Genomic DNA, 13,978 nt, shown 5'->3' with positions numbered 1-13,978 from the left:
CTATGAGTTACAGTACAGAGGAGTTACATCAATTAGACAAAGAATATTATTTACCGACATTCAAAAGATATCCGCTGGCCTTTAAAAAGGGGAAAGGAGCCAGATTATGGGACATGGAGGGGAATGAATACATTGACGCGCTAGCCGGTATTGCTGTCAATAATGTTGGTCATTCGCATCCCAAAGTGGTAAAGGCTATACAAGAGCAGGCAAAAAACCTGATTCATATTTCCAATTTCTATTTGTCAGAGCCCCAAATGGTACTTGCTAAAAAACTAGCAGAGCTATCGGGATTGAAACGTGTTTTTTTTGGAAATAGCGGGGCTGAAGCTGCAGAGGGGGCCATAAAGATCGCACGGAAATATGCCAGTAAAAACGGAAGAGGCGGCACGATCATAAGCATGAAAAATGCCTTTCATGGTAGAACGATGGCTACTATCGCTGCAACCGGAAAGAAAGCGATGATGAATGGGTTTGATCCTATTCCTGAAGGTTTTTGTCACATTCCCTTTAATGACATGAACCTGGTGAAAGAGAAGGTAAATAAGGACATTGGAGCCATTATGCTTGAACCTATCCAGGGAGAAGGAGGCATCATTCCTGCTGAAAAGCAGTTTTTAAAAGATTTACGGGCATTCTGTGATGAAGAAGATATTGTACTGGTATTTGATGAAGTTCAATGCGGTATCGGACGAACAGGAAAGATGTTTGCGTTTGAACATTACGGTGTTAGACCGGATGTGATGACTTTGGCCAAAGGCTTAGGTGGAGGAATGCCCATTGGAGCAGTGCTTGCCAGTGAAAAAGTAGGAGGAGCTATTGATTGGGGCGATCATGGTACAACCTTTGGAGGAAATCCACTTGCTTGTGCAGCAGCATTGGCCACACTGGAGGTGATTGAAGAAGAAAATCTGATGAAATCAGCAACCGAAAAAGGCCAATGGTTTCGAGAAAAGATTATGAGGGCAACCGCTGATTATCCGGAGATTGAAGGCATCCGTGGGGAGGGGTTGATGCTCGGTGTTGTCCTGGCTGTCGAGTCTAAACCGATCGTCGCTACAATGATGGAGCACAAAGTACTGGCCAATGCGACTGCTGAAAATGTGGTTCGGATTGTGCCTCCTTTAAATATTTCGAAAGAAGAGCTTCAAGTTGTTTTTGATGTGCTCCTTCAATCAATTAAGGAAAATAGAAAATGGGTAAATACAAAATAGGAATCGTAGGAGCTACCGGCTATACCGGATCAGAGTTGGTTCGTATTCTCATCAATCATCCTTCGGTTGAGATTTCAGTGATAACAGCAGACTCCAGGAAAGGAGAGCGTTTTATTGATGTTCACCCACAATTTCAAGGAATTTTTGATGCACCTCTTGTAGGGATCGAGGAGATCGATAAACACAAGCTGGATATTGTGTTTTTAGCACTCCCACATGGAGTGTCAATGGATTTCGTGAAAGATCATTTGGATCGAGATTTTAAGATTGTTGACCTCTCTGGTGACTTTCGATTATCCTCACCAGATGTATATGAATCTTGGTACAAAAATGATCATAATTTCGCAGAGGGTTTTGAAGCAGCTGTTTTCGGGTTACCTGAGCTATTTAGATCGAAAATCAAAAAGGCCAAACTTGTCGCCAATCCGGGTTGTTTCCCCACTTCTGCGATATTGGCTCTTGCTCCGCTTTTAAAAGAAGGAATCATAGACAAAGACCATTTGATTGTCGATTCCAAAACTGGAGTTACAGGAGCGGGAAATAAGGCAAAACCAAATACCCACTTTCCTGTTGTCAATGACAATTTCACAGCTTACGGCGTAAAGACTCATCGGCATACCATAGAAATTCAGGAAGTGATCAATGCTTATTCCGGAGCAGAATCTTCTGTTCTGTTTACACCACATTTGTTACCGGTAGATAGAGGCATTCTTTCAACCACATATACAAAGCCTACTCAGGAGGTTTCTGAAGATCTGTTAAATAAGATATTCAAAGATTACTACAACAATGAACCATTTGTAAGGCTTGTAGACCAGGTGCCCTCATTGAAGCAAGTAAGGGGTACAAATTTTGCAGATTTGTATGCAACATATGATGATCGCACCAAAACCATTATTACGGTTTCGGTCATTGATAATTTAGTTAAAGGAGCAGCTGGTCAGGCTGTTCAGAATATGAATTTAATGCTGGATCTCGATGAGGATGAAGGTCTGGCTATCGTTCCATTACAACCTTAAATACCTTTCAATTATTGACATGATTAGAAATATTACCAATGTTCGTGGGATCAAGTGCTGGGGGGCACACACAGGTGTTAAATCCATGAGACGTGACCTGGCAATTATGTATTCGGAAGTGCCAGCTAAGGTATCTGCTACGTTTACACAAAATTTAGTCTGTGCAGCTCCGGTAAGACTCTCACAAAAGCATTTGAAAGAAACGGAAAATATAGCTCGGGCTATTGTAGTCAATTCAGGGAATGCGAATGCCGTGACGGGTAAGCAAGGAGAAGAGGGAGCTCTAGCCATGGCTCAGGCAACTGCTGAAGAATTGAATATCGATATAAATCAGGTATTGGTTTCCTCAACCGGGATCATCGGAAAGGAATTTCCAACCGATGAAGTTGTGCAGGGAATTAGAGAAAACGTAAAAAATCTCTCTGAAAATTCACGGGCGGGATCCTTTGCTGCTAATGCCATTTTGACAACCGACACCTTTGCCAAAGAGGGACACGTGGAGTTTGATATTGACGGGAATACCATAAATATTGCGGGGATAGCCAAGGGCTCAGGAATGATCCATCCAAATATGGCGACTATGCTGGCTTTTACGTTCACGGATATTAATATCGAACAGAAGCTTCTGGATAAAGCATTCAAGGAAGCTGTAAATGACTCCTTCAATATGATTACAGTAGATGGTGATACGTCTACCAATGATATGGCTTCTATCATGACTACTGGGCTAGCAGATAATGAGCTTATTTCCTCTGTCAGCGATCCCAATTACAAGCTCTTTAAAGAAAAGCTGAATGAGCTAATGATATATCTGGCTAAGTTGATTATTTCCGATGGAGAAGGAGCTTCCAAGTTCATAGAGTATCGGCTGAATGGTGCCAGAAGTAAAAAAGATGCGAGACAGATCGTTCGAGTTGTATCAGATTCATCATTGGTAAAGACCGCCATGTTTGGTAGGGACCCCAATTGGGGAAGAGTCCTTGCAGCAATGGGTCGATCTGGTGTGAAATTTAACACAGATAAGGTAGACCTTTTTTTAGGTAACGAGCAAGAATCAGTTCAAATGCTGGATCAGGGGAGGCCACTAGAATTTGATATGAATTTGGTCAAACGCATTCTCAAGAAATCTGAAATTATCATTGAAATGAAAATGCGTGAAGGCAAAGCTTCAGCAGTTGGGTGGGGGACAGATCTTTCTACCGATTATGTTATGTTCAATTCAATGTATACTACCTAAAATAAAGAAACCGGATGATCCTTTGATCACCCGGCGTTTTAGTAACCTAATCTTTTAACAAAACAAAGTCTTGAGAAGAGATTATTAATACAAGAACAATTTGAGTAATGAGATAATAAGCTCAATTATGCAAAAGGTTTTCAAGGGGTATAAAATGGCTTATAGTGTGTTGTACGGTAGAAGCTATATAAACTCTTTAAACACTAATTATTTAAAGCCTGAGATTAGCACGATTCAAGACATTTAAATTTGTCCGAATGTCTCAAGATAAAAAAACCGGTTGATCCTTTGACCAACCGGCGTTTTTAGTAACCTAATCTTTTAACAAAACAAGTTTTGAAAAGAGATTATTAGGCTATATAACTTAAGATTCAATAAATAGTTTTGCGTTTTTTTATGAAAATATATTTTTCTTCGACTAAAGTCAGAAGAATGTCGTCTGCGCTACTCTATAGGTATTTGCATGTGCTTCTATAATGTGTTTTATATCCTCGGAATAGCCGCCTCCCATAGACGCAACAACTGGTAAATCATTTATTTTCGCCGCTTCGATAACAAGTTGGTCTCTACGTTTACATCCCTGGATAGTCAGCCCCAACCTTCCTAATTTGTCGGTTTTCAAAACGTCAACTCCAGATTGAAAGAAGATGAAATCTGGCTCTTCAGTGTCCAGAAGCTTATTCAGGGCTTGATTGAGAATCGATAAGTATGTTTTATCGTCTGTTCCGTCCTTAAGAGGAATGTCTAAGTCTGATTGCTCTTTTTGGAGCGGGTAATTATGTTCACCGTGCATACTAAAAGTGAATACACGTTTTTCATCCCTAAAAATTTCAGCGGTTCCGTTTCCCTGGTGTACATCCAGATCAACAACAAGTATTTTTTTGGCTTTCTCCTTATCAAGTAAATACCTTGCTGCGATGGCTATGTCGTTCAAAAGGCAAAATCCTTCGGCACGGTTAGTGAATGCATGATGCGTTCCTCCGGCTATATTCATAGCCATTCCGTATTGAAGTGCATATTCTGCGCATTGAATCGTTCCGGCATTGATGGTGATCTCTCGCTTTATCAGCCCTTCTGTAATTGGAAATCCACTTCTCCGTTCTTCTTGTCTGGTGAAATCAACATTTTGAAGTTTTCGCCAATATTCAGAATCATGAACTGCTAATACTTCACTTTCAGTCAGCTCCCTTGGCTCGAAGATATTTTTTTCTTCGATAGTGCCCTCGTGTAATAGCTGTTTGGGCAGCAAGTCATACTTCTCCATTGGGAAACGATGACCTTGAGGTAATGGATGGTTATATATGGGAGACCAGGCTATCTTAAGCATTCGAAAATCCAAACAACAGATTGGTTATTGATGATTAATATTTAATTCAGTCCTACAACTTCCGGCTTTCCAACATTCGGACTTTTAAAGAATTGTGGAGCCGAAAGGGATACTTTGAAATAGAAGTATTTACCTTCAGTTGGGGCATTAGGCAGCACAGATACCCTGAATTCAAACGTATCAAAAACCAAACTTTCATTTCTGATTCTTATCCCACCACCAAGCGTATAGTAGGTTTGATTGTAAGGATCCATCACTCTAGATTCACTGACATTGCCAATTCCTGCATGTGCATATGTTGCAAACCTGAATCCATAAAAATACCATGGTTGGAAAACCACATATTCTGTGGTAAGTGAAAATATTTGGTTTCCTGCTATTTGATTGCCTTCAATGTTTCGTATTCGATTTTCGCCCTCTAATGTCTGAGAAATGGGGATTGAAAGCTCGTTTCCATTGAAATAATGAAATCGAGTGAAGAATCTGGAATAAGCAGCACCAAGATCAATCAGTGGAGTAAAGTGACGGCCATCTAGTTGGAATACTCGATTGTTTTTTTGATTATCCATTAGGAAATATCCGGATTCCATATTGATTAGAAAATACCCCGCATTTTTACTGTAAGTGGAATAAATGGTACGAATGCCCCGATAGTCTCTTTCTCCAAACTCTGTCCAGTCTCGTCCAATAATGACCGAATAAATGAAGCCTACTGGTATGTCCTCTGTAATGTTAAAGGAGAGAACATTTCTTGTTTTCAGGTAATTGATTTTGCTATATGAAAGTGCTCCAACCAAAAAGTGATGATCGTGATAAATCGTATTACTGTCTACCTGAACCTGAGGTCGTTCGCTGAAGTTATCGTGCTGTAATCTTAGCGCCGTACTAATATTCTTTCTATCACCAAGAAAGAACGATCGGGCTCCCCATAAGTCATAGCTTTTCCTGTCAATTTGAAAATCCTTCTCATAAAGCGAGTCGGCAAAAATGAGATCTGAAATGGGCTCTACATGTTCAATGGTTGCCTCACCATAATACTTGATTTCAGGTGAAATAAAATTCCTTCTAAATGAGAGGCCTTTACTTTTACCTAAGTAATTATCAGAGAAATAAACAGTGCCGTCTACAAAGGTATTTTCGATGTTTCTTATAGTATAATGAGCATCATAGCCATGCATGGGCAATTCTTCGCCATGTCTTAGATAACCGATTCCAAATTCATTTCCACTTCCGAGAATATTTTGGTTGATAAATCCTAACCTTAATGCATCGTTGTTGTCAAGTGAAGCATCCGCCGACCATGGAAATCGATCCTTGACAACTACGGTTGCTTCAACTGTATTTAGATCACCGGGATTTACCTTCAGGATGATTTTGGCATCCTCTATGTATTTTAGAGAACGAATGATCCTCTCAGTATCCGCCACCTCAAAGGCATCTACTTTGTCTCCAAGTCTAAATAGAAGATGTTTGAAAATAACCTCTCTTTTTGTGTCATAGTGGAGCTTGTTACTTAGTTTGCCAAGACTGGATTGCGCCTTAAGTGTTGTGTCATTTACCGATCCGCCGAATAAATCTACTGATACGTAATCGATAGAGGTAATTGTTTTTCCTTCAAAAGCTTTAAAAAATGCCTCACTTCTAACCGGGTCTTTACTTTTAATTCCATTCTCCGGGGGCTTATTAGTGATCAATAGATTGTAAAGCTCTTTCGTAATTTTATTTTTTTGAGCGACTGAATATACAGAATCATAAAACCCATCTGACAAAACATACTTGTTGTCATAAACATGATATTCAGTTCCAGATGGGAGTAGGATGGAAGTATCATTTTTGGCAATAACCAATGAATCGGATACCACTAAAATCTGATCTTTTTCCAGATCTACTTTGATCGAATTCTGCGCCTGACAATTCAGAACATAACCACACAATAATCCAAACAAAATTCCTCTAGTAGCTCTAAACACCCGTTCTCGATTAATTCGGGACAAGTATATAAAGGCTAACTCTTTTTTACTTTATATCAGGACATAAGAAAGCAATTCTGATTTCATTCACTTTTTATACAACTAATTCATTACTTTCACGTATTGTACAACAAATAAAACTAACAAACCATGAAGGGAAATCATCTTGGTGAGCTTGAAGAGCTTGTTTTACTTACCGTAGGATCACTCTACAATGAGGCATACGGAGTTGCAGTAATGGATGAGATAAGAAAAAACGCAGGAAGGGACATGAACATTAGTGCCGTACACGCTGTGCTCAGGAGACTAGAAGAGAAAGGGCTACTAAAATCTCAAATGGGAGGATCTACAAATGAAAGAGGCGGACGAAGAAAGCGACTTTTCACACTTACCAGGGAAGGTAAGCTGGCACTCGACGAGAGTATTTCTCTTCGGAAGTCACTCTATGAACGTATTCCCAATATCACTTATAATTTTTCAGTATGAACTACCAACCACCAAAATGGGCCGAGCGGTTTCTCAGGTGGTATTGTAATCCACGATTTCTGGAGGAAATAGAAGGGGATATCTATGAGCTCTTTGACCGACGGATGGAGCAGCAAAATCCGAAAGTAGCCAGAGCAAAATTTATCTGGGATGTTTTTCGGTTCTTCAGATTATCCAACATAAAAAGGACAAACTCAAAATACACGACTATGAATCAATTTTTGCTTTTCAGAAACTACCTGAAACTGGGTATTCGAAATATCCGAAAAAATCTGGTTTCATCATCCATCAACATCTTCGGGATGGCTATAGCCATTTGCTTCGCGCTCTCCATGTTCATTTTTATTGATATGGAGTTAAGCATGGATGCTTATCATACCAAGGGTGATCGCATATACCAAATAACCAATTATGTGGATCAGGAGGGTAATGAAAACCTTTGGAGTGACTCTCCCATCATGTTGGGTCCAGCCCTAAAAAATGATCACACCGCAGTAGAAGCCTACTCAAGAGTTGATTATAGAAGTGCAAGTGTCAAGCACAAGTCGGATGTCTTTGACGAATTGACGGTTTTTGTTGATCCGGATTTTTTCCAAATGTTTGATTTCCCCATGATCAATGGAAGTCGAGATATACTGGAGGACAAAACCAAGGTTGTGATTAGCAAAGATATGGCCATTAAATACTTTGACGATAAAGATCCGATTGGAGAAACCTTGTCTTTCAAGTTTTTGAATGGTCAGGTTAAAAACTTCTTTGTTGGAGCTGTACTGGATGATTATCCTTACAATTCCAGCTTTGGATTTGATTTTTATATACCAATGGCCAATCTCTTTGATCTGGATTTTGAGGATACAAAAAGTTGGTCGTTTATGACCGATGCGACCTTTATCATGCTGAAACAAGGTGAGCATATCACCTCCATAGCTGAGTCGTTTGATCAATACAAAAACACTCAGCACGATAGTAATCCGGAGTGGAAAGTTGAATCTTTTGAACCAATCGTTTTACGTGAGCTTTCAAAAGAGTCTTATAGAATTGTTGGGTCTGTGTCAGGTGGTGGTCATCCTGCAGGTCGAATGGCATTAGCAATCATTTCCGTCTTTTTGTTAGCTATGGCATGTTTTAATTTCATGAATATCGCGGTAGTCAGCGCCTCAAAGCGATTAAAAGAAATAGCCCTTCGGAAAGTGATGGGAAGCTTCAGGAAGCAAATTGTCATTCAATTCATGACCGAAAATTTGCTTAAATGTCTATTTGCTTTAATACTAGGAATACTTCTTTCTTACTTCTTACTAATTCCATGGTTTGATGTACTTATTCCAGAGCTTGATGTACAATTTCGCACTCATAATCCTATGACATTGATTTCTTTCATGATCATTCTTTTGATTGTGGTTGGAATATTCTCAGGAGCCTATCCGGCATTTTATATTTCCAGGTTTGATACCATTACCATTTTTAAGGGCAATGAAAAGTTTGGCTCAAAAAATCTATTTTCTAAAATCTTACTAGGATTTCAGTTTTTCCTTGCCATCATGACCATTGTTGGTTGTTTTGTTTTCACAGACCAGAGTATTTATCTCAATAATAAGGAGTGGGGGTATGATCCAGAGGGAACCATGTCGGTCTATGTTTCCGGACCGGAACAATATGAGAGACTCAAGAATGATCTTGTGAATCATCCTTCGGTTGTCAGTCACACCGCATCTGATCTTTTAATTGGAAGAGGCATTACGAAAGTATCGTTGGAACAAGGCGATCGACAAATAGGAGTGAGACGTATTAGTGCTTCATCGGACTATTTTGACACGTTTGGATTGAGAATGAAGGAGGGAAGACCTTTGACGGACCGTGCGGAAGACTCGAAAGGCAATGTGGTGGTGAATGAACAATTTGTGACGGCAATGGGATGGGAGAGTGGGATTGGTAAAACATTCACCTATGATAGCGTTCAGCATCAAGTTGTTGGGGTAGTAGAGGATTTTCATTACTATGATTTCTTTTCTCCAATTGATCCGGTGATGATAAGAGGTCTTAACAAGTCAGACGTTAGGTATTTGACGGTTAGAGCTGCTCCTGATAAGCTAGCTGATTTGGAGCAGTACGCAAGAGACTCCTGGCTTGCCATTGCGCCAAATGATCCCTTTGATCGTGTGTTTCAAGAGGATGTCTTTGATAATTTTTACATGGAGAATAAGAGCAATATTAGTATTCTGCTATTGATCACCAGCATTGCTATTATACTGGCATGTCTTGGACTGTATGGACTACTGTCCTTCAATGTGCAAGGAAAGCTCAAAGAGTTCAGTGTTAGAAAAGTACTCGGGGCGAACCCCAAAGAGCTGGTTAGGATTGTAAGTAAACAATACTTCTGGGTATTATTGATATCGTTTGTGATAGGAGCCCCTTTAGGTGCCATGGGCATGCTAAATCTGGTAATCTCTGTTTTCCCTGATCCAAAAGATATAACGGCATTGCCATTCATCCTGGCCATGGTTATCATTCTTTTAACGTTAGTAGTAACGGTCGCTGGGCAAGTTAGGAGAGCGATAAATGTAAACCCGGCTGAGCTGTTAAGGAATGAATAGAAGACAGGAAGTTTAGTTCACAATGATTTCTTCGCACACTTTGCTAACGATAGAACATCCGTGAACCTCCGCTTCCATGCATATGATATAATCGCCTGGGCTAAACTGGTATTCCAATTGGTCATCTCCATCAGCTAGCTCTTCTTCAAAGAAGATTAAATCTTGATTTTGATAAATGGCCCAGGTGTATTCAATCTCATCTTGTCGATCAAAGGTGGCTGTGAATTCATAGGTATCTGCCGTGATTTCATTTACACTGAATGAAAGGGTAGGACATGGGTCTACTACCTCCAAGATTTCGCAATACTCTGTGCCAGTGAAGCAATCCAACTCAGGAGCTTGAGCTTTGATGCATATCTCATAGGTACCCGGCTCAAAAGTTTCTACAAGCATGAAATCTCCACCTACACCAATGCCATCTGTTTCTACTTTGTCACCATCAATGTACCAATCGAAGGTTTGCAGTTGGTCAATTTCAGGAAAGTCTGCCGTAAACACATACCTTGTATCTCCTGCCCAATCGGTTGAGAAAGAAAGTTGTGGGCAACTCTTACACACATCAAAGACCTCAAAAAGCTCGAAATCATTTTCGACTGGTAAAGTCTGATCTTTTGAAAAACTATAAACCTCGAGCGGGTAGACAAAAACAGGCTGTTTATCAAAGCCTTGCTGAAGTTCAAAATCAAAATAGTCCTGGAGAGTATCCAATCTAATCGTGCTACTGTCCAGAGCTATCATTTCGATCGGGTACACAAAATCAAAGCACTGAGTAAAGTATTTGTCAAATTCATCCCTCAGTGTTGGCAAACCACATGCCTCCAGTAGTTCAATTAACTCTGCTTCATTGTTGATTTTCTTAACGACATCTCCTTTCGAAACCAATAATGGAAACATTACTCCATTGACATGGATACTGACATTTGCATCTATGGCTATTTCACTGAGTCCCTGATAGCTTTCTACAGTGACAGTGAGGTCATTACTGAATCTTAAATCAATTGGAAAGAACAGTGTGAAGCAGTCCTGATCTGAGGTAAGAGAGTTATTTTCAACTGCTCTTAACAGGGAAATGATTCCTGTACTATTCACAAATTTCGTGGAGTCGGGTTCTACAGGAAAATCAATCTCATCATCGCTGATACACCCACCCAATAACAGCAGCAAGCTCAAAAGGCCTATCTGAAACATGCCTTTTAGAACAATCAATGCCACTACATTTTTATTCATGGGTTTACTCACTGGTAGAACTTTTAAAATTAATGGGTTAAAAAGTAAAAAAAGAAACCATCCCGGGAACCCCGGGAGGTTTCTACCAACCAACCTAAATTACCTATGGAAGTGAGTAGATATTACAAACCTGACTTTCTTCACAACCTCCGTCCTGTTTTAAACAGATTTCATATTCCACACCTTCATCAAATGTCCAACTGAAATTGTGATCGTCTTCGCTTCCTGCTTCACGCACCTCTGATCCCTGGAAGTCATCGTTGATAAACACTTTCCAGATGTAAGTGACATCATCACGCCCTTCAAAATCTGCTGTAAATGTGTATGTATTGTTTTCAGTGTTTAAATCAGCGGTGTAGGAGAGTTCCTTACAATCCGTTTCTTCAATCATAAGTTCTTTACAGTATTCGATATCTTCACAACCTTCCTGACTCACTACCAAACAGATATTATGCGTGCCGGGGTTGAATTGCCAGATTAGCTTATGGTCAGTATCATGACCGTCTTTGTTTTCATGCTCCACTAAATCATCATTTACATACCAGTCATAGGCAACATGCTCTTTGCCATCAAAATTGGCATAGAAGTAGTATGTGAATGGATTGTCCTCTTCCACTTCAAAAGAGACTTCTTCCGGACAAAACTGCTCTACGACAATCTCTTTGCAGTATTCAACTTCACCGCATTCATCGTTTTCAGCTTTTATGCAAACCGTGTGTGTGCCTGCTGCAAAATCCCATTCAAGAAAATTGGTGCGATTGTCAGATAATGGTTCTTCTTTTACCATGTCTCCATTCACATACCACGCATACACGATTTGATCTCTGCCTTCAAAATCAGCGAAGAATTTGTATTCATGGTCATTCAATTGGTCAGCAGTAAAAGCAAGTCCAATGCATTCCTCTCTGTTCGGATCTTCGATTGTAAATTCGATACAGCCTTCAATCTGCTGATCGCATGATTCCGATTCTGCTTTGATACATACCTTATACTCTCCCGGCTCAAACTCCAGGGTGAATTCAGTCGTATCCAGTTCTCCAGCATCAAATGACTCTATCAACTGATTGTTAATAAAGAGGTCAAAAGCGACATCTTCCAATCCTGTGGCAATGACATGTGCCTTCATGTTTGCACTGTCAATTTCAACATCCAAATTTACTCCCGGACAGGGATTTTCATCTGAATTACAGGCGCTCATTAGCAAAGCAGTAAGAATTACTGTGGCAATGCCATACGATTTTAATAATCTCATGGGTGTTCGTTTTAGTTTCAACTTTTTGTATTGAGGGAGTTTCCCTCGTTTGAAGATGAAACGCAGTATGTCCGAATAGACCCTACCCCCTTAATTGAAAAAAGATCTATATGCAGTCAGGTTTGAGATCATGGAAAAAACGGATAGTTTTAAAAATCGAGAATGACGGAGCAAAAGGACCCTTTATGTGAAGAGGCGAAGTTTGATGCCTTTTACCACGACCATGTGCGGTCGTTGCGTAATTTCATCTATTACAAGTTTGGCAATGCTGAGCAATCGGATGACGTAGTGCAGGAATCGTTTATTCGTCTCTGGAAAAACTGTGCAAAGGTTACCCTGGATACGGCAAAAGGCTTTCTTTATAAGGTTGCTATAAATCTCAGCACGAGTCTGAAACGCTCAGAGAAGGTCCAACTCAACTACACAGAGCAAACGGTAAAAGTAGAATTTGATCAGGAGTCTCCGGAGTATGTGATGTTGGAAAAAGAGTTTATGGACCGGCTCACCGACGCAATAAGTTCATTGCCCGATAAGCAGCGTGAGGTGTTTTTGATGAATAGAGTGGAAAAGAAGACCTATAAAGAGATTGCCGAGCTTTCCGGCGTTTCTGTCAAAGCAATTGAGAAATCCATGCATAAGGCCTTGCTAAAACTCCGTGATAAAATTGGTGATGTATAAAGGGGTAGGGTAAGAGCAGGTGATGTGCGTTTGTGTACTAAGGAACAAAAAATATGAGCAGCAAGTTTAACGACGATCGATTTTTAGCCAGGTGGCTCAATAATGAGCTCACTCCGGAAGAACTATCTGAATTTCAGAAGAGCTCAGAATATGCTGCTTATAAAAAAATGATAGCGGGAGCAGAAGCCCTGGAGTCACCTGCATTTGATGAAGAAGCCTTGCTTGCAAGAATCAAGTCGCAGCAAAAAGGACAGCTGATCGTCACCAAACGAAAGGTGAACTATTTGAGAGTAGCGATTGCGGCTTTACTCGTTCTGGCCTTCAGCTTTGTCTTTTACACCATGCTGATTCCGGACTTGACGACTATTAGAACACAAGTAGGTGAACAACAAACCATCCAATTACCGGATGGATCTGTAGTGGTTCTCAACGCCAATTCATCCATTGCTTATGATGAAGATGATTGGGTCGAGGAAAGAAAGGTAAAGCTGGAAGGTGAAGCATATTTCAAGGTGGAAAAAGGAAATATCTTTTCCGTGGAAACCCATGCAGGTGTTGTATCTGTGCTCGGTACTCAATTCACAGTTCGTGATGTGTCCGATTTTTTCGAGGTAAAATGCTTCGAGGGAAGTGTAAAGGTTGAAAGTGGAGATGATCAGGAAATACTAAAACCAAAGAAATCAGCGCGAAAAATACGTGGCAATCGTATGATCGTTCGTGCGATCAAAGGCCTGTCACCGGAATGGCTGGAGGGAAAGACTACTTTTGAAAGTGTGCCGGTCAGTCAGGTTTTCGCTGCACTAAAGAACCAATATGAAATTCAATTTGAGGGTGCGAGTTTTAATCCGAATATGACCTATTCGGGAACATTTCCTCATGACGATCTTAACCTAGCTTTAAAGGTTGTTTTTGCTTCATTAGAACTTGATTATGAACTCAAAAACAATGGAATAGTGGTTATTTCCGGCCAGTAAGCT

The 13,978-nt window shown here is 40.2% G+C and carries 11 protein-coding genes; 7 read left to right on the top strand and 4 right to left on the bottom strand.

The features are described from left to right. Positions 1-2 precede the first annotated feature (2 nt). The 3 genes from ACOQON_RS08260 to argJ are packed head-to-tail and all read left to right on the top strand — an operon-like array spanning position 3 to position 3,470. Positions 3-1,214: an aspartate aminotransferase family protein gene (locus ACOQON_RS08260; RefSeq protein ID WP_420578452.1), complete on the top strand. Its 1,212-nt coding sequence runs from the start codon at positions 3-5 to the stop codon at positions 1,212-1,214. Continuing rightward, a complete protein-coding gene (argC, locus tag ACOQON_RS08255; protein WP_420578451.1) occupies positions 1,196-2,233 on the top strand; it encodes an N-acetyl-gamma-glutamyl-phosphate reductase in 1,038 nt (345 codons plus the stop codon). Before ACOQON_RS08260 ends, argC begins: the two co-directional genes overlap by 19 nt. A 19-nt stretch (positions 2,234-2,252) precedes the next feature. After that, entirely contained in the window at positions 2,253-3,470 is a 1,218-nt protein-coding gene (gene argJ / locus ACOQON_RS08250) for a bifunctional glutamate N-acetyltransferase/amino-acid acetyltransferase ArgJ (protein WP_420578450.1), read from the top strand. Between the two features lie 424 nt (positions 3,471-3,894). On the opposite strand, the gene ACOQON_RS08245 is transcribed toward argJ, so the two are convergent. Together ACOQON_RS08245 and ACOQON_RS08240 are read right to left on the bottom strand one after the other, a co-directional pair. Beyond that, positions 3,895-4,797, bottom strand: coding sequence for a histone deacetylase (locus tag ACOQON_RS08245; RefSeq protein WP_420578449.1), 903 nt, complete (start codon positions 4,795-4,797; stop codon positions 3,895-3,897). Positions 4,798-4,838: 41 nt separating this feature from the next. Then, positions 4,839-6,767 (bottom strand): hypothetical protein, encoded by a 1,929-nt coding sequence (locus ACOQON_RS08240; RefSeq protein ID WP_420578448.1) that lies wholly within the window; start codon positions 6,765-6,767, stop codon positions 4,839-4,841. Positions 6,768-6,917: 150 nt separating this feature from the next. Here ACOQON_RS08240 and ACOQON_RS08235 point away from each other — a divergent pair, with 150 nt between their 5' ends. Beyond that, positions 6,918-7,253 carry a PadR family transcriptional regulator gene (locus ACOQON_RS08235; protein WP_420578447.1) on the top strand — a complete coding sequence of 112 codons (336 nt, stop codon included), beginning with the start codon at positions 6,918-6,920 and terminating at the stop codon, positions 7,251-7,253. Beyond that, positions 7,250-9,844: an ABC transporter permease gene (locus ACOQON_RS08230; RefSeq protein WP_420578446.1), complete on the top strand. Its 2,595-nt coding sequence runs from the start codon at positions 7,250-7,252 to the stop codon at positions 9,842-9,844. Before ACOQON_RS08235 ends, ACOQON_RS08230 begins: the two co-directional genes overlap by 4 nt. Positions 9,845-9,856: 12 nt before the next feature. Here ACOQON_RS08230 and ACOQON_RS08225 read toward each other — a convergent pair whose 3' ends face one another. Together ACOQON_RS08225 and ACOQON_RS08220 are read right to left on the bottom strand one after the other, a co-directional pair. Continuing rightward, positions 9,857-11,083, bottom strand: a complete 1,227-nt coding sequence (locus tag ACOQON_RS08225; RefSeq protein WP_420578445.1) for a hypothetical protein — start codon at positions 11,081-11,083, stop codon at positions 9,857-9,859. Positions 11,084-11,174: 91 nt separating this feature from the next. Continuing rightward, complete coding sequence (locus tag ACOQON_RS08220; protein ID WP_420578444.1) at positions 11,175-12,323, bottom strand: hypothetical protein; 1,149 nt, start codon at positions 12,321-12,323, stop codon at positions 11,175-11,177. A 162-nt stretch (positions 12,324-12,485) separates the two neighbouring features. Between ACOQON_RS08220 and ACOQON_RS08215 the strand changes: the two genes are divergently transcribed. Together ACOQON_RS08215 and ACOQON_RS08210 are read left to right on the top strand one after the other, a co-directional pair. Then, positions 12,486-13,001 carry an RNA polymerase sigma factor gene (locus tag ACOQON_RS08215; RefSeq protein ID WP_420578443.1) on the top strand — a complete coding sequence of 172 codons (516 nt, stop codon included), beginning with the start codon at positions 12,486-12,488 and terminating at the stop codon, positions 12,999-13,001. Between the two features lie 53 nt (positions 13,002-13,054). Further along, a complete protein-coding gene (locus tag ACOQON_RS08210) occupies positions 13,055-13,975 on the top strand; it encodes a FecR family protein (RefSeq protein ID WP_420578442.1) in 921 nt (306 codons plus the stop codon). The last annotated feature ends 3 nt before the right edge of the window (positions 13,976-13,978 follow it).

Source organism: Ekhidna sp., assembly GCF_965221965.1.
Classification (GTDB): domain Bacteria; phylum Bacteroidota; class Bacteroidia; order Cytophagales; family Cyclobacteriaceae; genus Ekhidna.
The sequence above is the reverse complement of the archived record's forward strand: the minus strand, read 5'-3'. Positions and strand labels throughout refer to the sequence as shown.